Source organism: Parazoarcus communis, assembly GCF_003111665.1.
GTDB lineage: Bacteria > Pseudomonadota > Gammaproteobacteria > Burkholderiales > Rhodocyclaceae > Parazoarcus > Parazoarcus communis_B.
The window spans coordinates 4,689,729-4,713,863 of sequence record NZ_CP022188.1 but is presented as its reverse complement, the minus strand read 5'-3'; the positions used below and the strand labels follow the sequence as shown (position 1 = coordinate 4,713,863).

Genomic DNA, 24,135 nt, shown 5'->3' with positions numbered 1-24,135 from the left:
CTCCTTTACTTCACCTCGACATTGAGGATGACTGCATTCTGGATCAGCACGCCGTTACCGCTGTTCTGAATGAACATCGGCATGCCGGATGCGCCTGCAAGCGCACCGTCCGAAACAATGTTGTGGCCGGTGATGACGTTGTGCGATTCCACCTCGCTGACGTTGCCAACGGCGCGAATCTCGCTCAGATGCAGATCCGAGCCGCCCCGCTGGTTGTCCAGCACGCTCTCGTCAAGGGGGGCGCTTCCAAGATCGATCGAATCGTTGCGCGCCTCGTCGGTGACGGTCGGAACGAATACCTCCGCGTGCACCGAGGCAGGCGAGCTGCATGTCACAGCCAGTGCAATGCCCAGGGCGATCATGGACAGATGGGGTCTCATGGTCAGCCTCCTATACCGCAATCGTGCATGGATGCCGGGTGCTGGACGAGCCACCCGGCATCGTTTTCAGGCTTACCTGAGGGTCAGGTTGGCCTGGACGTTGGCACTCTGCTGCACCAGCGAACCAATCCCGGTGTTCTGGGAATTGAGGATGATGCCAGCACCATTGGTGAAGCTGCCGCTGATGGCGTTGGACATGTTGAAGTGTCCCGCATCCACCGTCACAGCACCGCCAGCACCGCCAGCGCCGCCGTTACCGCCCTGGCCAGCACCACCGGTTGCCGCACCTGCGGTCACCGTGCCGCCAGCACCGCCAGCACCACCGCTACCGCCCTGGCCGGAGCCGCCAGCACCGCCAGCACCACCGGTTGCTGCACCGCCATTCGCGCTGCCACTGGTGGCTGCACCGCCGTCACCGCCAGCACCGCCGGTGTTGGAGGCCATTCCGCCTGCGCCACCGTTGGCCGAACTGTTACCCGAGGTCGCCGTGGCGCTCGAGCTTGCAGCACCGCCGGTCGAGGTGTTGGTGCCGGCCGTCGCGGTTGCTGCGCCAGCCGTGGCCGTTGCGCCGCCGGACGTGGCTGCGCCACCGGTCGCCGTACCTGCACCAGCCGTGGCCGTTGCGGTTTGCGTGGTGGTACCGCCGCTCGCGGTCGACGCGCCGGACGTACCGCCGGTCGAGGTCGCTGCGCCGGTCGTGCCGCCAGCACCGCTGGTCGAGGTGGCACGGTTGGCTACGTCAGCCGGGTCGTTGCCCTCGCCACGTGTCCGCGCAGTGCCATCGGCAGCCTTGGCCCAGGAGCTTCCTGCATCAGCAGAGCCCGAATCGGCGCCGCTGCCGCCGGCCTTGCTGCTGGCCATTGCGCCGCCTGCATAGCCCTTGTCGGATGCCATGCCGTTGCCGCCGCTACCCGATGCGCTGCCCGAAGAGGCGCTGTCGGTCGAGTAGGCCTTGCCACCGGATGCCATCGCGCCACCGACCTTGCCCATGGCGTTGCCACCCGTCGCGGAGTCGTTTGCGCGTGCGTTGCCGGTCGTTGCCGAGGCTTCGCCGCCGTCGCCGCCCGTGGCGTTCTTCGCCAGGCCGCCGTTGCCACCGCTGCCGCCTTTCACGTAGCCGGTGTCGGCGTTGCCCGCCGTTGCACTGCCGCCAGAGGCGCCATCACCGCCATTGCCACCGTAGGCCTTGCCGCCATCGGCACCGTTGGCACCCTTGGCATTGCCGCCGGTCGCGCTGCCACCGTCGCCGCCGTATGCCTTGCCGCCGTCGCCGCCATTGACGCTACCCATGTTCATTGCGTGGTTGCCCAAGCCATGAACCTGGATCTTGGTGACCATGCCGTCGAGCCTGGTCATCGCGATTGCCTTCGTCGTATTGAACGAGTCGGTCATCGCCGAAGAGGCTGTCGCGCCATTGACCGCGGCCGCATTGCCGTAGTCCTTGGCCATCGCCATGCCATTGGTGCTGTTGTTGGCGTTATCGCTGTTGTCGGAGTTATTGCTGTTGTCCGAGTTGTTGCTGTTATCGGAGTTGTTACTGCTGTCCGTGAACGTGCTGCTGTCCCATTTCGCCGTTGCATACTCGTTCGCTTGTGGGCCGGTGCCGCCTTGTGTCGACGTTGCCGTAGCCGTCTGCGAATTTGAGTCTGTTGCTTCAGCGACCGTGTTGGTCGGATTGGCCATGGCCTGCGTGGCAAATCCGAACGCCAGTGCGATTGCACCTGAGAGCAGACTGAGTTTCATGATTTCCTCCTCTGAACCGTTTGAGGGCGGGGCAAGAGGTCCCACCTCGGGTTCATCAACAGCAGCTCTCGTGCCATGCTCGTCAAGTGGCTGAGGTATATGGAGTTTTCATGAAAACGCCGATGAGCGGCGTGGTGTGGAGAGGTGCGATCTGTACAGGTCTGTTACAGACTCAGGGGGCGCGGGGCCGTGATTTGCATTCCCACGGCATTCAAACGCGGCCTGAGGCCCGTACGAGCGGCGAACGCGGCTTTGAAACCGGATGTGTATCAGAGGTGATACGGTTCCGCGGCGGGAGCGGAGCGCGGCTGCGGCGCAGGCCCCCGCGCAGGGCGGGATGCGGGCGAAGTGTAAGGCACACGGCGGCACGGGCACGGGAAGGGTGCCCCTGCCGTATGTCAGGGTGTCGGGAAGCGCTGGTTCAGACCCGTGCCAGCGGCCAGAAGATCGGAATCAGCACCGTTGCACTGATCCACACGATGAGGTTGAGCGGCACCCCGAGCCGGGCGAAGTCGGTGAAGCGATAGTTGCCGGCGTTATACACGAGGGTGTTGGTCTGGTAGCCGATGGGGGTGGCAAAGCTCGCGCTGGCTGCAAACATCACGCCCACCACGAAGGGCCGCGGATCGACGCCGATATGCTCCGCGATGCCGATCACGATTGGTGTAAACAGCACCGCCACCGCGTTGTTGCTGATGAACTCGGTCGCGATCGAGGTGATCAGGATCACCAGCGACAGCATCATCCACGGCGGCAGGTCGCCGCCGATATTGACCAGGCCGCCGGCGAGCAGCTTGTCCAGCCCGGAATCGCGCATGGCAATGCTCATCGCCAGCATGCCGAAGATCAGCACAAGAATCGGCCATTCGATCGACTTGTAGGCCTCGTCCGCGCGCAGACAGCCGGTGGCCACCACGATCACCGCACCGATGATGGCCAGGCCTTCGATCGGCATCACGTTGAAGGCGGCAAGCGCCATCACGCCGACGATGGTGGCGAGCGCGATCGGCGCCTTGCGGTGGTTGTTGACCGGCGCCTTGCCGTCGGTAATCGCGAACAGGTCGCCGTTCTCGCAGAAGCGCTTGATCTGGGCCGGCGTGCCTTCCACCAGCAGCACGTCGCCGAACTGCAGCTGGAAGTCGTCGCCAATGTCGGCAATCGAGGCGTTCTTGCGATGCACGGCGATCAGGTGAATGCCGTAGCGTGCGGCCAGGTCGAGGTCGCGAATCGGGCGCAGCACATAGCGCGAGGTCTGGCCCACGATCGCCTCCACCATCACCACCCCGCGCCGGCGCAGGGTCTCGAGGTCGTGCGGGTCGGCGCCCTGTGCCTGCAGGCCGATCAGGTCGGTGCTGCTGCGCAGGTCCATCATCGCGCTGCTGCGGCTGTGAACCACGACGCGGTCGCCCACCATCAGCGTGGTGTCGGGCGAGGGCGACGAGATCTCTTCGTCGCCGCGAAACAGGTTTAGCACCTTGATCACGCCGTTCGACAGGCGCGCATCCTTGAGCGTACGTCCGGCCAGGCGCGAGCCTTCGGGTACGAAGAGTTCGGTCATGAACAGGCGGTCGCCGCTGCCGGTAAACTGCTGCGTCAGGGTTTCGCGAACCGGCAGCAGGCGCGGGGCGAACCACAGCATGAAGGCACAGCCGAGCAGCGCCAGCATGATTGCCGCCGGGCTGATCTCGAACATGCGGAAGGGCGCCAGCCCGTGGCTGCGCGCCACACCGTCGACCAGGATGTTGGTCGAGGTGCCCACCATGGTGATCATGCCGCCCAGAATCGTTGCGTACGAGAGCGGAATCAGCAGGCGGGATGGCGCCACACCGTAACGGCTGCCCATTGCGATCACCGCCGGAATCATCACCATCACCACCGGCGTGTTGTTGATGAAGGGCGACACGAACAGCCCCACTGCGATCATCGCCAGCAGCAGACGGCGCTCGCTGTTTCCCGCCATCGAGCCGATCCACTCACCCATGCGGTCCACGCAGCCGGTCTTGCTCAGCGCACCGCTGATGATGAACAGGCAGGCAATCGTGATCGGGGCGCTGTTGCTGAACACGCCGAGTACCTGCTTGGGGTCGAGCAGCCCGATCGCCATCAGCAAGGCCACCGCGCCCATCACCGCCACGTCGGGCTTGAGCCACTCGCGCGCGAAGCAGGCAAACAGGGCGATCAGCACGAGGCCGACAATCAGGGCGTGGTAAGTCTCGGGGACCTGCATGGTGCGGTTCTTCTGCGCGACGGATTTCTGATCGCGCTAAATTACCGCACTGCGGAAAGACTTCAAAAGAATAAAAAGTTTAGTTTATATGCCTGCAGGGGCTATCGATCTCGGCGTGGCGTCGGTCGGCCCGCCTAGCCTTCGAGCAGCACCCGGGCCATGCGGTTGTGCATTTCGGTCAGGCGCTGAGTATCGACGGTCAGCAATTCGCCGTCGCGCACGACCTGGCGGCCGTTGATGATGCTGTGCCGGACGCCGGCAGGCGCGGCGAAAAGCAGGGCGGCAAGCGGGTCGTGCAGGGCGCCGGCGTGGGCGATGCCGCCGACGTCGAAGATCGCGAGGTCGGCACACATGCCGGGGGCGAGGTGGCCGATGTCTCGGCGTCCGAGGGCTGCAGCACCGCCGCGGGTGGCAACCTCCAGCGCCTGGCGCGCGCTCAGTGCGGCGGGGTCGCCGCTGCCGTCGCCGGTGTCGCGCACCCTGGCCAGCAGCATCGCCATGCGTGCTTCCAGCAGCAGATGGCCAGCGTCGTTCGAGGCCGAGCCATCCACCCCCAGGCCCACGGGCACGCCGGCGTCGATCATCTTGCGGATGGGAGCGATGCCGGAGCCCAGGCGCATGTTGGACGAGGGGCAGTGCGCCACCCCGGTGCGGGTGCGGGCGAAGAGGTCGATGCCGTGGTCGTCCAGGCACACACAGTGCGCATGCCACACGCCTTCGCCGGTCCAGCCCAGGTCTTCGGCGTACTGTGCGGGGGTGCGGCCGAATCGCTCGCGGCTGTAGGCCACGTCGCCCACGGTCTCGGCCAAGTGGGTGTGCAGGCCAACACCGTAGTGGCGGGCCATGACCGCGGATTCGCGCATCAGATCCTGCGACACCGAAAACGGCGAACATGGCGCCAGCGCGATCTTGAGCATGGCCCCGTCTGCGGGGTCGTGCCACGCTTCGATCAGACGCTGGGAGTCCTTCAGGATGGCGGATTCGTGCTCCACCACGCGGTCGGGCGGCAGGCCGCCCTTGGATTCACCCACACTCATCGAACCCCGGCACGCATGAAAGCGCATGCCGATCTCCGCAGCGGCCTCGATCGAGTCGTCCAGCGTGCAACCGTTCGGATAGATGTAGAGGTGGTCCGACGCGGTCGTGCACCCGGACATGATCAGCTCGGTCATCGCCGTCTGCGTCGATACCCGGATCATCGCCGGGGTGAGCCTCGCCCAGATCGGGTACAGGCGCTTGAGCCAGCCGAATAGTTCGCAATCCTGCGCACCGGGCACTGCACGGGTCAGGGTCTGGTACATGTGATGGTGCGTGTTCACCAGGCCCGGCGTCACCACGCAACCGCTGGCGTCGATGATCTCGTCCGCGGTGTCGGGCGCGTCCGCGGCTTCGCCCAGCGCCTCGATCCGGTTGCCACGAATCAGCACCCAGCCATTCCCGATCTCGCGACGCTGATCGTCCATGGTGGCAAGGAGGAGGGCGTTTCGAATCAGCAGGCTACGGCTCATGGCAGGGCTCCATATCGGTTTGCAATCAAAGGGGTCAGAGTCGTTTGAAATTTCAAACGACTCTGACCCCTTTGATTGTTTGATTGCTTTTTTACCGCGTTGGGCGCTGCGTCGCAACAATTGGTGCGGGCTTCGCGGCGGCTGCGCATAAGGATTATCGTGGATGGCGTATACGATGCTGGCGTTACACACTGCGGCCTTTCACGTACCGAGGTTTTCATTTTGCTCCAGACGTCTTTCCGTGCCGGTCTGATCTTTGCGCTGTTCATGGCAGGGGCGCAGGCGCAGACCGTTGCGGTCGATATCGGCCACACGCTCGCGGCGAGCGGGGCGACCAGTGCGCGGGGGCGCAGCGAGTTCGAGTTCAATCGCGATCTGGCCTGGCAGCTGGTGAGCGCGCTGCGCGAGCGCGGGCTGACGGTGCGGGTCATCAATGCAGACGGCGAGATCCCCAGCCTGCGTGCCCGGCCTGCGCAGGCTGCGGCCGAAGGTGCCGAGCTGTTCATCTCCATCCATCACGATTCGGTGTCCGCGCACGAGCTGCGGCCGTGGACGTGGAACGATCTGGCGCTCGACTTCAACGACGAATTCGCCGGTCACTCGCTGTTCGTCTCGCGCGAGAATCCCGACCTGCCGCGCAGCCTGCTGTGCGCGCGCGTGGCAGGGGCGCGGCTGCAGCGGCTGGGTTTCGTCCCCACGCACAAGAACGCGCGTCGTCGCCCCTACGCCGATGCCACGCATGCGGTGCATTACTACGATGGTCTCGCCGTCCTGCGCCACGCCACCATGCCCGCGCTGCTGTTCGAGGCGGGCGTGATCAAGCATCGGGATGAAGAACTGCTGTTGCGCGACCCCGTGCGACAGGCGCGCATGGCCGACGGCATTGCCACTGCCATCGCCGCCTGCCTGCGCAACGGCGACCCCGCCAGGTAGCGCCAGGCCTCGCTGCCCGGCGGGCGCCTGCTACGTGCGTTTGCTGTGGTAGTAACTCATCTTGCGCCGTGGTGACAGATAGGCGAGTGCGGCGCGATCGAGCTCGCGCGGGTTGAGCACCACGTCGATCTCCACATCCGCATGTTCGATCAGGTCCACCACCAGCGCGTCCTCGCGCGGTGTCGAGGGGTCGAACACCATCACTGAGGGGCGCAGCAGGTCGGCGTGGTTCACAGCCACCACCAGCGCAATGTTTCCGTTCGACAGCTGCACCAGCGACCCCGGCGGATACACCCCGAGCAGGCGGATGAAAGCCTGCAGCATGGCCTTGTCCCAGGCTTCGCTCTCGTTGCGGAACATGTGGGTCAGCGCCTCGGCTGGCGTCATGGCCGCATCGAGGCTCAGCGGATTGCACAGGTTGTCGTAATGGTTGGTGATGCCCACCAGTCGCGCCAGCAGCGGCACGTGCTGCCCGCTCAGCCCCTTGGGGTAGCCTTTGCCGTCCATCCGTTCGTGGTGATGCTCGATCACGTCGCAGGCCGCAGCGGCGAGGCCGCCGAGTTCGCGCGCAATCTCGCGTCCATAAGTGGTGTGCAGGCGGAAAAAGTCTTCTTCGTGGCGGTTGCGCTTGTCATTGCGCAGCACGGTTTCGGGCACCTTCAGCTTGCCGATGTCGTGAAACAGCGCCGCCTCGCCGAGCACCCGCAGAATTTCCGGCGGCAGCTTGAGCTCGCGCCCCAGCAGGATGGACAGCACCATCACGTTGAGCACATGGAAATACGCAGTTTCGTCGGCCAGCTTCTCGTTCATCAGGTGGATCACGATCTCGCCCGCCTCGGCGAGCCCATCCACCGTATCGCCCACCAGCTTGCGCGCGGTGCTCACCGCCTTGTCGCCGGCCGGGAAGACGTCCCGCATCACCGACTTCACCCCCGCCGCAGCCGCCGCATAGCGCCGCTCGCACTGCGCAATCTCCGCCCGCCGAGCCGCCAGTCGCTGCGCCTGCACCTCCTTCTCACTCACGCGCGGCGCAGCCGGGTCTTCCGCCTCTCCCGAGCCATCCTCCACGGGAGACAGAACCTCCCCAGCCCCCGCGCCTTCCTCCGAGTTCTCCGCGCCCTCCGCGTGAGAAATGCCTTCCCCCGCCGCCCCCGCGCCTGCGTCCGCCGCCCCGGACGGCACACCGCCCTCAAGATCCAGTGGCCGCGCCGTGCTTCGCGCCGGGTAATACGTAATGGTGGTCAGCCCCAGTGCCTGCAGTTCGCGCACCTGCGTCGCGGAGGTGATCCGGAACTGGTTGAACATGAAGTCGTGCGCCATCCAGCCCAGGTCGAGGCGGACAAACAGACCCGGACACAGGCGTGCGGGGTCGATGGCGACGCCCTGCTCATCACCTGCCGAACTCATCAGTTTGTTGAACACGCTTGCTGCTCCTTGGTCCCGGGCGATGCCATATATCTGGATTTTAGCCTGCGCTGCCGATATCCTCGCCTGATGTCCATCAAGCGGAAACACGAATAATGGCCGCATCCGCGCCACCGCGGTTTTTCTCGCCACCCTTGCCATCGCGCTGGTCTGCGTCCGGCCCCGATGGTTCAGGGGCATGCTGGCAACTTGCGCTCGAGTGCGGCGGCGATGGTGTGTGGGACTGGAACATCGAGGACGGCAAGGTGTTCTATGGCCCCCGTTTCAACGCCCTGCTTGGTTATGACGATGGCGGTTTTGGCGATGATAGCGAAGCTTTCGTCAACCATGTTCATCCGGATGACATCGGCCGCCTGCGTCAGCATCTGAGCGCGCATTTCGCCAACGAAGCTGCGCCATTCTGCTGCGACCTGCGCATGCGCGACCCCGACTACGAATACCGCTGGATGCAGGTTCGCGGACAACTCGTCGAGCGCAGTGCAGACGGCCAGCCGGCCCGCATCTTGGGCACGGTGCGCGACATCAGCCAGTGGCGCCAGGACGAAGCGGTCCTGAAGGCACAGCTCGCCGAAACCGTTCACCTCAACCAGCAGCTCGAAGGCGCCCAGGTTCAGCTCGTACAGTCGGAAAAGCTCGCCGCCATCGGCCAACTCGCCGCAGGCGTAGCGCATGAACTGAAAACGCCCATCGGCTTCGTCAGTACCAACTTTGGCACCCTCGAACGCAACGTCGGCGACATGCTCGGGCTGATCGCGGCCTACCATGCCGCGGCCGCGTCGGACGACCCGGCGCAGGCGCTGGCGGCGGCCGAGGCGCAGTATGTCGCGGCCGACATCGATTACCTGCGCGAAGACCTCCCGGCGCTGTTCGCCGAGAGCCGCGACGGGCTCGACCGCGTGCAGCGCATCGTTCGCGACCTCAAGGATTTCTCGCGTGTGGGCGAGCAGGAGTGGCAGTTTGCTGATCTTCATCGCGGGCTCGACTCCACCATCAACATCCTGCGCTACGAGATCAAGCACAAGGCCGAGGTCATCCGTGAATACGGCGAGCTGCCCGAAGTCTGGTGCGTGCCCTCGATGATCAACCAGGTGTTCCTCAACCTGCTCGCCAACGCGGCGCAGGCCATCGAGCACCAGGGCACGATCACCGTCGTGACGGCGGTCGAGGGCGACAAGGTGCTCATCCGCATCACCGACACCGGCAGCGGCATTCCGCCTGACATCCTCAATCGCATCTTTGCCCCCTTCTTCACCACCAAGGGCGCAGGCAAGGGCACCGGACTCGGGCTGTCGCTGGCGCAGGACATCATCCGTCAGCACCACGGCAGGCTCTTTGCCACCAGCGTGCCGGGGCAGGGCAGCACCTTCACCATCGAGCTGCCACTATCGGAACTGCAGCCGTCGGCCCCGCAACCTGAATCTGCACCCGACACCCTCAAGCCCGCCGACACCGGGAACAACACATGACCACGACGCCCGCCCCCGCAGTCGATACGCCTCAGCCGCCCACCCTGCTGCTGGTGGACGACGAGGCCAACATCCTGTCCAGCCTGCGCCGGCTGTTCCGGCCCCAGGGCTACCGGGTGCTCACCGCGGAGAGCGGCGACGAAGCGCTCCAGCTGCTTGCCGCCGAACCGATCGATCTCATCCTGTCGGACATGCGCATGCCGGGCATGACCGGTGCGCAGTTGCTGGCCACTGCCTGCGAACGCTGGCCCGATACCGTGCGCATCCTGCTCACCGGCTACGCAGACATGAGCTCGACGATCGAAGCCATCAACCGCGGCCAGATCTACCGTTACGTATCCAAGCCGTGGGAAGACGACGACCTCAAGCTGCTGGTGCGCGATGCGCTTGAGCGCAAGTATCTCAAGCTCGAAAACGAGCGCATGACGCAGACCATCGCCGAGCAGAACGAGCAGCTGCGGCACTTCAACGCCGAGCTTGAGGCGCGGGTCCAGGCCCGCACCAAGGAGCTGAGCGAAGCGCTCGCCGCCACCGACAAGGCGCACCGGGACCTGCGTCAGTCCTACACCAGCACGGTGCGGGTGTTCTGCGAGCTGATCGAGTCCCGCAGTCCGATTCTCAAGGGGCACGGGCGGCGCGTTGCCGATCTCGCGCGCAACATCGCACGCAAGCTGGGCGTGAGCGATGCCGAGCAGCAAACCCTGGTGCTCGCGTCCATGCTGCACGACATGGGCAAGATCGGCCTGCCCGACGAGCTCCTCGCCAAGTCCTACAGCACGCTGCATGCTGAAGAGCGCAGCGTGGTCATGACGCATCCGGCCCGCGCTGAAACCCTGCTGATGGGCATCTCGCCGCTGCGCGAAGCCGCTGCCATCGTTCGCGCCCATCATGAACACTTCGACGGCACCGGCTACCCCGATGGCAGTGCCGGCCTGGCGATTCCGCGCCTCGCACGCATCCTCGCGGTGGCAAACGCCTTCGATTCACTGCAGCTCGGCACCATGGTCGGGCGCACACTCAGCCCCAAGGACGCTCTCGATTTCATCGTCGCCAACCGCGGCAAGCGCTACGACCCTTCCGTGGTCGATGCCTTCGTCAGCGTCGGCGTGTCCCTGAAGACCGAACGCGCGAACAGCGAGCAGCGGCTGCGCCCCGCAATGCTCAAGGCCGGCATGGTGCTGGCCAGAGACCTGATCCACGCAGACGGCTACCTGCTGCTGAGCAAGGGATTCGTCGTCGATGACGCAATCATCGAGCAATTGCTGCGCCTCGAGCGCACGGAGGGGCGAGCCGTCATCGTCTCTGTTGCCTAGTCACCTATCAATCGGGAAAGACATGAGCACCGAACACGCCGCATCCGGCGGCCCCTTCATCTGGGCCGACTATTTCGAAACAGGTCTCGGTGTAGTCGACGAGCAGCACTTCAAGCTGGTCGGCCTGGTCAATCAGCTCGGCGCACGCCTTGCGACCGGACGCAGCCTGTCAGCAGCCGAGCTCGATCATGTCATGGGCGGCCTCGGCCGCTATGCGCTGCTGCATTTCCGCACCGAAGAAGAGATGATGAAGCAGCGCGGCATCGACCGCCGCCACTTCGAGAAGCATTGCGCCACGCATGCCGACTTCGTCGCGCAGATCGACTCCCTGGCCGCTGCAGCGGCATCCGGCCAGGGCAGCGTCCTGACAGAGCTGCTGCGCTACGTTTCGAGCTGGCTCGCGCTTCATATTCTCGGCATCGACATGTCGATGTCACGCCAGCTGCACGCCATGGAAAAAGGCGCCAGCGCTGCGGACGCCTATGATCAGGATGCAACCACCGCCGATCCCGCCAACCGGGCGCTGGTCAGCGCCGTGCACACCCTCTACACCACGGTGGCCGAACGCAATGCCGAGCTGATCAAGGCCAAGGCCGAACTCGAACAGCGCGTCGCCGAGCGCACCGCCGACCTGCAGGACGCGGTGCGCCACCTCGAAGCGGCCAAGGAAGAAATCGTCCAGTCCGAAAAAATGGCCGCTCTCGGCCAGTTCGCCGCGGGGATGGCGCACGAACTCAACACCCCGCTGGGCTATATCGGCGGCAACCTGAATGCGCTCGGCGGCTACTGCGAGCAGCTCGTGAAGCTCAGCGAGGTCGCCGACAGACTCGTTGCCGAGGGCGCGTCCGCTGCAGAATGGAATACCGCCTGCGAGCGCGCCGACCGTGATTTCGTGCGTGAAGACGCGCCGCAACTGCTGACGGAATCCCGCGCCGGCCTGGAGCGCATCCACCGCATCGTCGAAGCCCTGCGCTGCAGCGCGGGTGGCGCCGAAGAAGAACCGAAGCCCACCGAACTGCACCGCATCGTCGACGAGGTGCTGCTCACCTACAAGGCAAACGCCCCGGCCGAGATCGAGTTCGATGTGTCGTGCGAGGCCAATGCGGTCGCCATGGTTTCACCGCGCGGCCTCGCCGTCGCAGTCGACGAGATGCTCGACAACGCGGTCAAGGCGGTGGCCGGAAAGGGTGGGGTGGTTCGCTGCAGCACCGGCTGCTCGGGCGGCATGGCCTGGCTGGAGATTGCAGACTCGGGGCCGGGCATCAACAGCGCCATCGCCCAGCATGTCTTCGAGCCGTTCTTCACCACGCGCGCCGTTGGCAGTGGTGCCGGGCTCGGGCTGTATCTGGCCTATCAGACGGCACGCCAGCACCACGGCTACATCGAGCTGCGCAACACGGGCCCGGGGGCGGTGTTCCGCCTGGTGCTGCCGGCGCTGGGGGCGGAGGGCGCGATGGCCTGAGTCTCGCCCTGCGCCTCTCACTGAGCTGCCACCAGGCCGGCCCGCTCAGTAGGCGTTGCGGTCCTTGATGACCAGCAGCGCGGTCTTGATGATGATCCACAGGTCCATGCTCAGCGACCAGTTGCGCAGGTATTCGAGGTCGTACTCGATGCGCTTTTCCATCTTGTCCACCGTTTCGGTTTCGCCGCGGTAGCCATTGACCTGCGCCCAGCCGGTAATGCCCGGCTTCACCTTGTGCCGCACCATGTAGCCCTTCACCAGCTTGCGGTAGGTCTCGTTGTGCGCCACCGCGTGCGGACGCGGACCGACAATGCTCATCCGGCCCTGGAGCACATTCACGAACTGCGGCAACTCGTCCAGCGAGGTACGGCGGATGAAGGCGCCAAACGGGGTAATGCGCTGGTCGTTCTTGGTGGCCTGCTTCACCACCGCACCGTTGTCGGTGGCCGTCATCGAGCGGAACTTGTAGACAAGAATCTCCTTGCCATCGAGCCCGTAGCGGCGCTGCTTGAAGATCACCGGACCGGGGGAGGACATCTTCACCCCGATGGAGAGCCCCAGCAGGATCGGCGACAGCATCAGCAGGATGAGCGCCGACAGCACGATGTCCATCAGCCGCTTCGCCACGCCGTTCAGTCCGGTGAAAGGCGTGTCGCACACCGCCACCACCGGCACCCCGGCAATCTGGTCCACGCGGCCCTGAATCAGGTCGGTAATGAAGATGTCCGGCACAAAATAGATCGAAGCCGTGGTGTCCTTGAGGTCGTCCAGCAGGCTCAGGATGCGCGGCTGCGCCGCCATCGGCAGCGCCAGGTAGATCGCGCCCACCTGGTTGAGCTTCACGAAATCGGCCAGTTCCGCCAGCTTGCCCAGCACCGGCACACCCTGTGAAGCGCGCAGGCGCTCGTCGCTGCGGTCGTCGAAAAAGGCCAGCACCTTGGTGTTCAGATAGGGCGTGCTGCTGAATTGCTGCACCAGCTTCAAGCCGATTTCATTGACACCAACCACCACCGCTTTCTGCTGCTGACTGTGCAGTGCAAAAACCTGCGGCACCAGATACCGTACAAACAGATGCGCAGCGCCCACCGTGACCGGTGTGGCGACAGCCCATGCCAGAAGCATTTGCTGCGGAAAGCTGAACAGGTAGCCGCTGGCATACCCGAAGCCACCCAGTATGACGGCGAACAGCAGCCAGTCCATCACCACCCGGCGCAGCACGCGACGCACCCGCTCGTGCAATCTCAGGTCGCCGGGAAAGCTCAGTGCAAACGACAGCACTACCAGGATCACAAATGGCGGCGTCATGGCCTGCCCGTAGAACCAGGCGCACGCCATCAGCACGGCTACAACCAGCACGGGGTCGAGCAGCGCTGCTACCACCCCGAACAGGCTGATGCCGGGGCGTAGAAAGTTGTTCTGCTGGTTGATGGCACCAAACATGGTCGTATATATGAGTTGGCTAATGGAATCTTGCGTTGCCGCAACGGGGCGAATATAGCACTGGGGTAAAGACAACGCCCGTTAAAAATATGTTGCGTGGGAGATCGCGTTGCTTTGCCTGTGAACTATAGATCGAATTTATGTAATAAAACAGTTAAAAAACAGGTATATAACGTGTGTCGATGTTGGTGCATCAAAAATGCGTTGGTGCGTGTCATGCATCTTCTTGGTGCAATGTATGTCGGTGCAATTTACAATGTCGCAAATCTGCGTGCGCGCGCATCTATCACTTTAGTCTGGATTGCTGCGGTGCAACGTACGGTTATTGCTGAGTTTTCATTTCTGAAATGTCTGTTGCATCAAGTCTTGGTGCGTTTTTTGCTCTGGTGGAGTCAATCTCAACCAGGTCATGGGTAGTCTCATGAAAGTCTTCAAACTTCTCGCCCCATTCCTGCTCGCTGGTGCCGCAACTGCGGCTGCGGCCAACTCGATGGGTGCCGCACCATCGTCAGGCACTGCAACTCAGATTGCGTTGGCTCCGGTGGCCATGATGGTCGTACCCACAACACACAGTAACGAGCTGAGGTCGGGCGACTCGCAGGCGATGCAAAGCGAACACGCCCCGAGCGATGAGGGCGACTTCAACCTTGCGCTCGCTGGGGCGCTGATGGTCGGCATGGTGGTCCTCAAGCGGTTTTCGCGCTGAGTGATCGCCCGTAAGGTCCCTGAATGCTGCGTTTGCGCATGCGTTTCAGGTTGTCGTAGAAGGTCTGCGACATTCGTCGGCCGTGCAACTTTTTTGCAACTTAGGTTGCAATGCAGCAATGTCGTGGCAATATTCGGACGTCACACTTTTACGTCGGGTTCAGATCGCGTGTAAGTGATTGATTTGCTTTCTGCTCCGGTGTGCGTAAACGGCCCCGAAGTTCGCTGCATTTGCAGGTTGGTCGGGGCTGTGGGGCGCATCCGCGTAGCTCACGCGGGTTTGTACTGCACGGTCTGTCAGTTCAGCCAGATAACCTAGATAGGCGGTTCCATGGGTTTACAGATTTCACTTTTGCGGCCAGGTGTTGTGCTTGGCCTGATCGCAACGCTCGCCTTGTCGTCATGTGCGATGGTGCCGGGTAGTACCGCCTCCGCCATGCGTGAGCAGTCGTCGGTGCAGTTGCCGGTCAAACAGAATGACGAGCTCGTCCCGGCCAATGTGGCGGTCAAGGCCATCAGCGCCGAACTCATCATCGAGCAGCAGAAAGCCAGCCAGTTGATCGTGCCGGCGGCCACGCCGACACCCGGCAAGCTCACCGCAGCCCCGGTTGACCCCAACACGCAATACCTCGACTACAAGCTCGGGCCCGGAGACATCATCAACGTCACCGTGTGGGACCACCCGGAGCTGACCATCCCGGCCGGCTCCTACCGTTCGGCCGAAGCCTCGGGCACCCTGGTGGCCGAAAACGGCACCATCTTCTATCCCTACGCCGGCATCATTCAGGTCAGAGGCCTGACGGTGCGTGAGGTGCGCGACATCCTCATCAAGAAGCTCGCCACCTATATTGAAAAGGTGCAGCTTGATGTGCGCGTGGTGACTTTCCGCAGCAAGCGCATCTATGTAGTGGGCGAGGTCGCCAAGGCCGGCCTGCTCGAGATCAACGACATCCCGATGACCATGCTGGAGGCGGTCAACCGCGCAGGTGGCTTCACCGCCGAGGCAGATCACGCCAACGTGCTGCTCACCCGTGCAGGTCAAACCTACCGCGTCGATCTGCAGGCCTTGTACGAGAGTGGCGTTACCAGCCAGAACGTGCGCCTCGAGCCGGGCGATATCGTCAACGTACCCGACCGCCAGCAGAACAAGATCTTCGTGCTCGGCGAAGTCAGCAAACCTGGCTCCTACGTCATGAACAAGCGCCGCTCCACGCTGGCCGAGGCGCTGGGCGACGCAGGTTACGTCAATCAGCTCACGTCCAATCCGGGCTGGATCTTCGTCATGCGCGGTGGCACCGATTCGCCCCAGCTCTTCCATCTGGACGCGCGTTCGCCCGACGCCCTGTTGCTCGCAGACCGCTTCCCGCTGCAACCGCGGGACATCGTGTATGTCGACGTGGCCGACGTCGCACGCTGGAACCGCGTCATCACCAACATCCTGCCGACGGCGACCATGCTCAATACCATCAGCCAGACGCAATACCCGCTGTTTGGTGGCGGTCAGCCCTACTGACCTGAGCCAGGATGGGGCCTCAACGGCCCCATCCGTTTGGCCGGTGGTCGGAATACGTAGAAGTATCAATAAGAAGATGATTTTTGCGGACAGCGCATGAGCACAGACAAGTTGATTCAACCGGATCAAATCAATCAGCCAAATCATCAGATCCCGACGCGCGATGTTGGCCTGCCTGACGACGACGATTTCAGCATCGGAGAAGTTGTTGCCACAGTCATGAGCTACAAGTGGTTCATTCTGGCGTTTACGTCGTTTGCGCTTGTGGTCGGCGTTCTTGCACTGTTCGCGATTACGCCCATCTACCGCGCCAATTCGGTGCTGCAGGTTGAGGAGACTTCAAAAGGGCTTCCTGCGCTGAAAGAGCTGCAGGGCATGTTCGAAGACACCACCTCGGTGAGTACCGAGATGGAGATCATCACATCGCGCATGGTGTTGGGTCGGGTTGTGGATCGCATGCAACTGACCATCAAGGCTGAGCCCGTTTACCTGCCGCTGTTTGGCAAGGGCTATGCCCGACGCCAGGACGCCTTCGGGCCTGTCGCGCCCGTGTTGGGGCTGAGCAGTTACGCATGGGGTGGCGAGCAGATCAAGGTTGAATCGTTTGAAGTGCCCGACGAATGGCTTGGTTTTCAACAGACTCTGATCGTTGGTGAAAACGGGCAGTATCAGCTCCTCGATGGCGACGACAACCCGGTGTTTGAAGGCAAGGTTGGCGAAACTGCCACCGCACAGGGTTTTAGCCTTTTCCTCTCGAATCTGCAGGCAAATCCCGGCACCCGCTTCGCGCTCACCAAGTTCTCCCGTGAAGAGGCTATCGAGAACATCCTCGAAAACCTGTCGGTGACTGAGCGCGGTAAAAAATCAGGTGTGTTGGAGGTCTCGCTGCTTGGTCCGGATCGCGCGCTGGCGTCCGTCACGCTCGACGAGATCATGACCAGCTACGTGAGGCAAAACGTTGAGCGCCGTTCCGCCGAGGCTGAAAACACACTGAAGTTTCTTGAAGCGCAACTGCCCGAACTCAAACGCCAGCTTGATACGGCTGAAGCGAGCTACAACAACTACCGGCAAACGCGTGGCTCTGTCGATCTGACGCTCGAAACCCAAAGCGTGCTGCAATCCATCGTCGAGGTGGATAACGACATCGTGAAACTCCAGCAGCAGCGCGAAGAACTGCGTCAGAACTACACCGCACAGCACCCGCGCGTCATGACGATCGACGCCCAGCTCGAAAGGCTGCGTTCGCGTCGGGGCGTGTTTGATCGCGATGTTTCACGGCTGCCCGACACGCAACAGACCGCCTTGCAACTGAAGCGAGATGTCGAGGTATCGACCGCCCTCTATACCCAACTGCTCAACACTGCTCAGCAACTCCGAGTATCGAAGGCGGGCACCGTTGGTGATGTTCGTGTTATCGACACGGCAATTACTTCGCGGTTGCCGGTAAAGCCAAAACCAAAGGTTGTTCTTGCACTGGCACTCGTGCTCGGTGTTGCTGGCGCCCTGGGCCTGATCTGGTTGCGCAAGATGATGCGCGTTGTCGTAGAGGACCCGGAGAAAATCGAAAAGGGCCTTGGCCTGCCGGTGTACGCAACGGTTCCCCATAGTGCTGCGGAAGTGGCCCTGGCACGCAGGGTCAAGGCGCAGAAACAGCCTGTCAGCGCCTTGCTCGCGCTTGAGACCCCCGAGGACGACGCCATCGAGAGCCTGCGCAGCCTGCGTACAACGTTGCACTTCGCTTTGATGGACGCCAACGCGAAGTCAATCCTGATCTCAGGCGCCAGTCCCGCCGTAGGCAAGAGCTTCATCGCCCGCAATCTCGGCACGGTTCTCGCTCAATCGGGCAAAACCGTTGCCCTGGTGGATGGCGATCTGCGCAAAGGCCACTTGCACCGTGAATTCGGCTTTGGGCGTGAGGGAGGCGTAAGCGAGTACGTCAGTGGAAGTGCAAATCTGGCTCAGATCGTCCGTACGACCGCAGTGCCGGGCCTTAGCCTGATTACCACCGGGCAGCGCCCGCCAAATCCTTCCGAGCTGTTGATGCATGGCCGCTTCGAAGATCTGCTGGAACGTCTTAATGAAGCCTTCGACGTGGTGATTGTCGATGCACCGCCGATTCTTGCCGTGTCTGACGCGGCGATCATCGGCCGCCTGACCGGTGCCACGCTGATCGTAGCCCGCGCGGGCGTTCATCCCATCGGGGAGCTTGAACAAACCGTGAAGCGCTTTTCCCAGGCTGGCGTTGGTGTGAAAGGTTTCGTGTTCAATGATTTCGATACCAACCGCCAGCGCTATCGCTACGGATACAGCGGGTACGTGTATCGGTACAACTACAAATAGCACGCTTTGCTGTGTCCTGAATGCTGTTGATTGCCAACCTGATGGCGACGATCGGTTCCACCTTGTTCCGGTGCTGCCGGGTTGGTGCTTTGAATCCGTTCCGGCAATGATGCCTGGATGATCGCTTGCCGATCGTGCATCACTGCCGACTGGAGAAACTCCATGATTGAGGTTGATGCATGATTCTGGTAACTGGTGGTGCGGGTTTCATTGGCGCGAATTTCGTTCTCGACTGGTTGCGACAGAGCGACGAACCTGTCGTCAATCTCGACGCGCTGACATACGCCGGCAATCTCGAGAATCTCGCCTCGCTTGCCGGGGACGATCGTCATACATTCGTGAAGGGCGACATCTGTGATCGGGAGTTGGTGGACAGCCTGCTCGCAACGTATCAGCCTCGCGCAATCGTTCACTTTGCCGCCGAGAGCCACGTCGACCGCTCGATTCATGCGCCTGGTGAGTTCATGCGAACCAACGTCACAGGCACCTTCACACTGCTCGAAAGCGCCCGAGCGCACTGGATGGCGCTTGCGGACGATGCAAAGGGTGCTTTCCGTTTCCATCACGTCAGCACCGACGAAGTCTACGGGTCCCTTGGTCCCGGTGATCCCGCCTTTACCGAAACAAAAACCTACGAACCGAACAGCCCGTACTCTGCAAGTAAAGCCGCATCAGACCACCTTGTGCGTGCATGGCATCACACCTATGGCTTGCCGGTCACCACCAGCAACTGTTCAAACAATTACGGGCCGTACCACTTTCCCGAAAAACTCATCCCGCTGATGATTGCAAACGCCCTCGCGGGCAAGCAGCTGCCAGTGTATGGCGATGGTATGCAGGTCCGTGACTGGCTATATGTCACCGATCACTGCAGTGCAATTCGCGCTGTCCTTGAATCGGGCAAGCCCGGTGAGGTGTACAACGTCGGCGGCTGGAACGAAAAACCCAATATCGAGATTGTCAAAACGCTGTGCGCGCTACTTGATGAGCTCAAGCCCGATGCGGCCGGCAGCTATTCCCGACTCATCACCTATGTAACCGACCGCCCAGGCCATGATCGTCGCTACGCAATCGACGCTCGCAAGATCGAGCGCGACCTCGGATGGCGACCGGCCGAAACATTTGATACCGGCATCCGTAAAACGGTTGAATGGTATCTGGCAAATCAGGCATGGGTTGCCAACGTCCAAAGCGGCGCGTATCGCGACTGGGTTGAAAAGAACTACGCGGAGCGCTGAACAGATGAAAATTCTTCTATTCGGCATGAACGGCCAGGTCGGCTGGGAACTGCAGCGCAGCCTCGCACCGCTGGGCGAGTTGGTCGCCGTGGGGCATCAGGGTGCAAACGGCCTTTGCGGTGATTTCTCCACGCCAGAAGCATTGGCGAAGACCGTTCGCGACGTTGCGCCCAACCTGATCATCAATGCCGCCGCACATACCGCTGTCGACAAAGCGGAGGGCGAGCCAGCACTGGCCCGCGCCATAAACACCGATGCGCCAGCCGTGTTGGCCCGCGAAGCAAAGCAGCTTGGTGCCTTGCTCGTACATTACTCAACAGACTATGTCTTCGACGGCAGCGGTAACACCCCACGCAGCGAGGATGCAGAAACTGCTCCGCTATCGGTTTATGGACAGACCAAGCTCGACGGCGAGCAGGCAATTCGGTCAAGTGGCTGTCGGCATCTGATTTTTCGCACAAGTTGGGTGTACGCCGCACGTGGCGGAAATTTTGCAAAAACCATGCTGAAACTGGCGAGCGAACGCGACAGGCTCACCATCATCAACGACCAGCATGGCGCCCCGACGGGCGCAGACCTGCTTGCCGACGTAACTGCACATGCCGCCCGCATGACGCTTGTTAATCCAGCACTCTGCGGCACCTACCACCTCGTCGCGGCTGGTACGACCACCTGGTTTGGCTACGCACGTCATGTTATCGAGGTCGCGCGCGCAAAAGGCTTGCCAATAAAGGTGAGTGCTGACGCGATCGAGCCCGTTGCCACCGCAGCTTTCCCGACCGCTGCAACTCGTCCGCTCAATTCCCGCCTCGACACCGCCAAGCTGCAGGCCGCTTTCGGGCTGAAACTGCCCGACTGGCAACCGGGTGTCGACCGCATGCTCAACGAGATTCTTTCAAACTGAAAACAGGGCCGACCAATGCAACGCAAAGGCATCATTCTGGCAGGGGGCTCCGGAACCCGTCTTCATCCGGCAACGCTGGCCGTGTCGAAGCAACTCATCCCCGTGTACGACAAACCGATGATCTATTACCCGCTCAGCACGCTGATGCTGGCCGGCATACGGGACATCCTGATCATCTCCACGCCGCAAGACACCCCCCGGTTTGAACTACTGCTCGGCGATGGCAGCCAGTGGGGTATCAACCTGCAGTACGCGGTGCAGCCCAGCCCGGATGGCCTTGCTCAAGCCTTCATTATCGGAGAGCAGTTTGTCGGGACTGGACCCAGCGCACTCGTGCTTGGCGACAACCTCTTCTACGGGCACGACTTCGGTGGCGATCTGCGTGGTGCCAGTAAACAACAAAGCGGTGCAACTGTGTTTGCCTATCCGGTGCATGACCCCGAGCGCTATGGCGTGGTGGAGTTCGACGCCAACGGCCGGGCGATCAGCCTTGAAGAAAAGCCCGTCGTGCCGAAGAGCCGTTATGCAGTAACCGGCCTCTATTTCTACGACAACCGCGTCGTCGATATCGCCAAAAACCTGAAGCCCGGCGCGCGCGGTGAGCTGGAGATTACCGACGTCAATCGGCAGTACCTCGAATGGGGCGAACTGGATGTGCAGGTGATGGGCCGCGGCCACGCATGGCTTGATACCGGCACACACGAAAGCCTGCTTGAAGCGGGCCTGTTCATTCAAACCATCGAAAAGCGCCAAGGCCTGAAAGTGGCCTGCCCGGAAGAGATCTCCTGGCGCGCAAACTGGATCGATACCGAGCAGCTCCAAAAGCTGGCGACTCCGCTCTCCAAAAATGGGTACGGTAAATATCTGCAAAGTATTATCGAAGAAAAGGTTTTCTGATGAACGTCATTCAAACTGATATTCCTGATCTGTTAATTCTGGAGCCCAAGCTCTTCGGCGACTCGCGTGGCTTTTTTATGGAGAGCTTTAACGCGAAAGCTTTTCACGAAGTAACAGGGCTTAATGTTTCCTTTGTACAAGACAATCACTCACGCTCCGGCAAGGGTGTTCTTCGAGGAATGCACTATCAGATAGAACAAGCGCAGGGTAAGCTCGTTCGCGTTGTGCGTGGATCTGTTTTCGACGTAGCTGTAGATATGCGTAAATCATCACCCACTTTCGGCACGTGGGTAGGTGTCGAACTAAGCGAAGAAAATAACCGCCAATTCTGGGTCCCGCCCGGTTTTGCGCATGGATTCCTTGTTACATCTGAGAGTGCAGATTTTTTGTACAAGACGACCGACTACTATGCGCCACAGTTCGAGAGAAGCTTGGCTTGGGATGATCCTGCCGTCGGAATTCAATGGCCGTTGAGCGGTGAACCGCTGTTGTCGCCAAAAGATCTTGCAGGCAAGTCTTTGGCCACAGCAGACACGTTCAGCTGATTCTATATGTATGCCTATAACTCACGGGCGATGAACAAGCCTAAAGGAAATTGGAGAGAAAAATGAAGGTTTTGATTACAGGTGGTGCGGGATTCATCGGAAGCTCCTTGGCTAGAGAGCTTGTGCAGTCGGGTGCAACTGTGACCGTAGTTGATTGCCTCTCCCCTCAAATTCACGGAGATAATCCCGAAACATCGCAATTGTTTCTAAGTCTCCCCCCGAGCGTGAAAGTGATTCGTAGTGATGTGCGGTCGCGCGAAATCATGAGTGAAGCACTTAAGGGGCAGGACGTTGTCGTCCACCTTGCGGCAGAAACCGGTACTGGCCAATCAATGTATGAAATTGATCGCTACGTTGATGTCAATATCCGGGGTACGTCAATACTTCTTGATATTCTCGAAAAGGAGCGGCCTGGTGTAAAGCGAGTTGTCGTCGCATCGTCACGAGCGATTTATGGTGAAGGGCGGTATCAAGGGAAATCCGGAACTGTTTACCCCGTAGCCAGAACAGCTGCAGATATGGAAAAGGGTATTTTTGACTGCCGGTGCCCGGATACTGGTGAAATTGTTACGTCGATCTCTACCGATGAAACGTCAAAAATTCATCCGACCTCCATTTATGGAATCACGAAGCAGGTACAGGAGCAGTTAGTACTTACCGCTTGTGAGTCGATGGGTATAGGGGCCGTTTCGCTGCGCTATCAGAACGTGTACGGCCCCGGCCAGTCTCTCAAGAACCCCTACACGGGCATCCTCTCCATTTTCTCTACCTTGCTCTTGCAAGGAAGGGATGTGAACATCTTTGAAGATGGCGAGGAAAGTCGAGACTTTGTGTACATCGATGACGTTGTAAGTGCCACCGTCAAAGCCATTAATTCGGATGTTACTGGAGAATGCTACAACGTTGGATCAGGCGTTCGCACAACAGTAATGACCGTTGCTAAAACACTAAAAGAGCTTTATGGCGCTCCAGGCGACATCAAAGTGTCCGGGAACTATCGTGTGGGTGACATTCGCCATAACACTGCTGATTTAAGCAAGGTTTCGAAGGATCTTGCCTTCCATCCGAGTGTCACGTTCGTAGAAGGTGTGACCAAATTCGCCGAGTGGGTAAAAAGCCAGCATCTTGAGGTTTCGACGTACGACAAGTCGATTCAGGAAATGCGCGATCGTGGGATGTTCAAATAATGCCTACGGTTAATAACGGTATTGATAAGAAAGAATTTAAAGTCGGTATTGTTACGGTCTTGTATAAGTCAAACGACGTAATTAAAGGTTTTATAGACAGTATTAACAACCAAACTTTCAAAAACTTTCATGTCCTATATGTCGAAAACGATGTGAACGATTTCGGTTGTGAATCCTATATTAAGAATAATGCAACGCATCAATATACATTTATTCGAAACAAGGATAACTATGGTGTTGCGAAGGGAAACAATCAAGGGATCGATTTATTTCTTGAAGATGAGTCTTACACTCACATACTTTTTCTTAATAACGATATCGAGATTGATCAAAAGTTCCTACAAGACCATATCCAACTATTCTCCGAAAATAGTTTTGTGGATGCTTTGGCTCCGAAAATGGTCTACCACAACACAAATGGAAAGATATGGTATGCCGGTGGAAAAATCTCATATCTGAAAGGTAACTGTCGCCACTTTGGCCACAATAAAAAAGACAGGTTGACGGGGAAAGTGTTGTTTAAGGTTGATTATGCCCCAACATGTTCCCTGATGATTAAATCACTAGTCTTAAGAGAAACTCAGGTAAGGATGTGGGAAGAGTTATTTGTTTATTACGATGACACGATATTTTGCAGTGAATTGTGCAAAAAAAACGTTCGTATGTATTACACCCCGACGATAACTCTTAGTCACAAAATTAGCTCGTCTACTGGTGGAAATTCATCAGACTTCTCTAGGTACTACTTAACTCGAAATTGGCTGTACTGGGGAATAAAAGCAAAAAATCCGGTAGTAATTGCTACTGGGATGGTGAAATATCTATATTATTTAATCTTTTCAAGAAAAATCGAGCTTAAAGCCATGAGAGATGCCTTTATCTTAGAGCCAAAGAAAATGGAGTGAATTA

The 24,135-nt window shown here is 60.4% G+C and carries 19 protein-coding genes; 13 read left to right on the top strand and 6 right to left on the bottom strand.

Features of this window, described 5'->3' with window-relative positions:
- Window positions 1-5 precede the first annotated feature (5 nt).
- From CEW87_RS21440 to CEW87_RS21425, 4 genes are all read right to left on the bottom strand, one after another.
- On the bottom strand, window positions 6-380 hold the full coding sequence (locus CEW87_RS21440; RefSeq protein ID WP_234421610.1) for a hypothetical protein: 375 nt from the start codon (window positions 378-380) through the stop codon (window positions 6-8).
- Window positions 381-452: 72 nt separating this feature from the next.
- A complete protein-coding gene (locus tag CEW87_RS21435) occupies window positions 453-2,123 on the bottom strand; it encodes a hypothetical protein (protein WP_108976292.1) in 1,671 nt (556 codons plus the stop codon).
- 421 nt (window positions 2,124-2,544) lie between these two features.
- Window positions 2,545-4,350: an SLC13 family permease gene (locus tag CEW87_RS21430; RefSeq protein WP_108976290.1), complete on the bottom strand. Its 1,806-nt coding sequence runs from the start codon at window positions 4,348-4,350 to the stop codon at window positions 2,545-2,547.
- A 134-nt stretch (window positions 4,351-4,484) separates the two neighbouring features.
- On the bottom strand, window positions 4,485-5,858 hold the full coding sequence (locus tag CEW87_RS21425; protein WP_108976288.1) for an 8-oxoguanine deaminase: 1,374 nt from the start codon (window positions 5,856-5,858) through the stop codon (window positions 4,485-4,487).
- A 267-nt stretch (window positions 5,859-6,125) separates the two neighbouring features.
- On the opposite strand from CEW87_RS21425, the gene CEW87_RS21420 reads away from it, so the two are divergent.
- A complete protein-coding gene (locus CEW87_RS21420) occupies window positions 6,126-6,791 on the top strand; it encodes an N-acetylmuramoyl-L-alanine amidase family protein (protein WP_108977462.1) in 666 nt (221 codons plus the stop codon).
- Window positions 6,792-6,821: 30 nt separating this feature from the next.
- Here the strand turns inward: CEW87_RS21420 and CEW87_RS21415 are convergent, their stop codons facing one another.
- Window positions 6,822-8,213: an HD-GYP domain-containing protein gene (locus CEW87_RS21415; RefSeq protein ID WP_159098234.1), complete on the bottom strand. Its 1,392-nt coding sequence runs from the start codon at window positions 8,211-8,213 to the stop codon at window positions 6,822-6,824.
- Between the two features lie 98 nt (window positions 8,214-8,311).
- On the opposite strand from CEW87_RS21415, the gene CEW87_RS22530 reads away from it, so the two are divergent.
- The 3 genes from CEW87_RS22530 to CEW87_RS21395 are packed head-to-tail and all read left to right on the top strand — an operon-like array spanning window position 8,312 to window position 12,457.
- Entirely contained in the window at window positions 8,312-9,682 is a 1,371-nt protein-coding gene (locus tag CEW87_RS22530) for a sensor histidine kinase (RefSeq protein WP_159098233.1), read from the top strand.
- Window positions 9,679-10,995, top strand: coding sequence for an HD domain-containing phosphohydrolase (locus CEW87_RS21400; RefSeq protein WP_108976284.1), 1,317 nt, complete (start codon window positions 9,679-9,681; stop codon window positions 10,993-10,995). The genes CEW87_RS22530 and CEW87_RS21400 overlap by 4 nt, the downstream gene beginning before the upstream one ends.
- Before the next feature lie 22 nt (window positions 10,996-11,017).
- Window positions 11,018-12,457 carry a hemerythrin domain-containing protein gene (locus CEW87_RS21395; RefSeq protein ID WP_159098232.1) on the top strand — a complete coding sequence of 480 codons (1,440 nt, stop codon included), beginning with the start codon at window positions 11,018-11,020 and terminating at the stop codon, window positions 12,455-12,457.
- A gap of 45 nt (window positions 12,458-12,502) precedes the next feature.
- Here the strand turns inward: CEW87_RS21395 and CEW87_RS21390 are convergent, their stop codons facing one another.
- A complete protein-coding gene (locus CEW87_RS21390) occupies window positions 12,503-13,897 on the bottom strand; it encodes an undecaprenyl-phosphate glucose phosphotransferase (RefSeq protein WP_199917085.1) in 1,395 nt (464 codons plus the stop codon).
- A gap of 421 nt (window positions 13,898-14,318) precedes the next feature.
- Here CEW87_RS21390 and CEW87_RS21385 point away from each other — a divergent pair, with 421 nt between their 5' ends.
- The 9 genes from CEW87_RS21385 to CEW87_RS21345 all read left to right on the top strand — a co-directional run bounded on the left by CEW87_RS21385 (window position 14,319) and on the right by CEW87_RS21345 (window position 24,131).
- Window positions 14,319-14,603: a hypothetical protein gene (locus CEW87_RS21385; RefSeq protein WP_159098231.1), complete on the top strand. Its 285-nt coding sequence runs from the start codon at window positions 14,319-14,321 to the stop codon at window positions 14,601-14,603.
- A 330-nt stretch (window positions 14,604-14,933) separates the two neighbouring features.
- Complete coding sequence (locus tag CEW87_RS21380; protein ID WP_108976278.1) at window positions 14,934-16,115, top strand: polysaccharide export protein; 1,182 nt, start codon at window positions 14,934-14,936, stop codon at window positions 16,113-16,115.
- A 96-nt stretch (window positions 16,116-16,211) separates the two neighbouring features.
- Window positions 16,212-18,455 carry a polysaccharide biosynthesis tyrosine autokinase gene (locus tag CEW87_RS21375; RefSeq protein WP_234421609.1) on the top strand — a complete coding sequence of 748 codons (2,244 nt, stop codon included), beginning with the start codon at window positions 16,212-16,214 and terminating at the stop codon, window positions 18,453-18,455.
- Window positions 18,456-18,634: 179 nt separating this feature from the next.
- Window positions 18,635-19,693 carry a dTDP-glucose 4,6-dehydratase gene (gene rfbB, locus CEW87_RS21370; protein ID WP_108976276.1) on the top strand — a complete coding sequence of 353 codons (1,059 nt, stop codon included), beginning with the start codon at window positions 18,635-18,637 and terminating at the stop codon, window positions 19,691-19,693.
- Window positions 19,694-19,697: 4 nt separating this feature from the next.
- A complete protein-coding gene (rfbD, locus tag CEW87_RS21365; RefSeq protein ID WP_108976274.1) occupies window positions 19,698-20,597 on the top strand; it encodes a dTDP-4-dehydrorhamnose reductase in 900 nt (299 codons plus the stop codon).
- 15 nt (window positions 20,598-20,612) lie between these two features.
- On the top strand, window positions 20,613-21,494 hold the full coding sequence (rfbA, locus tag CEW87_RS21360; RefSeq protein ID WP_108976272.1) for a glucose-1-phosphate thymidylyltransferase RfbA: 882 nt from the start codon (window positions 20,613-20,615) through the stop codon (window positions 21,492-21,494).
- On the top strand, window positions 21,494-22,039 hold the full coding sequence (rfbC, locus tag CEW87_RS21355; RefSeq protein ID WP_108976270.1) for a dTDP-4-dehydrorhamnose 3,5-epimerase: 546 nt from the start codon (window positions 21,494-21,496) through the stop codon (window positions 22,037-22,039). The genes rfbA and rfbC overlap by 1 nt, the downstream gene beginning before the upstream one ends.
- A gap of 62 nt (window positions 22,040-22,101) precedes the next feature.
- The gene (locus CEW87_RS21350) at window positions 22,102-23,226 is read left to right on the top strand and encodes an NAD-dependent epimerase/dehydratase family protein (protein WP_108976268.1); all 1,125 of its coding nucleotides are present in this window, start codon (window positions 22,102-22,104) and stop codon (window positions 23,224-23,226) included.
- Window positions 23,226-24,131 (top strand): glycosyltransferase family 2 protein, encoded by a 906-nt coding sequence (locus CEW87_RS21345; RefSeq protein ID WP_108976266.1) that lies wholly within the window; start codon window positions 23,226-23,228, stop codon window positions 24,129-24,131. The genes CEW87_RS21350 and CEW87_RS21345 overlap by 1 nt, the downstream gene beginning before the upstream one ends.
- Window positions 24,132-24,135 lie beyond the last annotated feature (4 nt).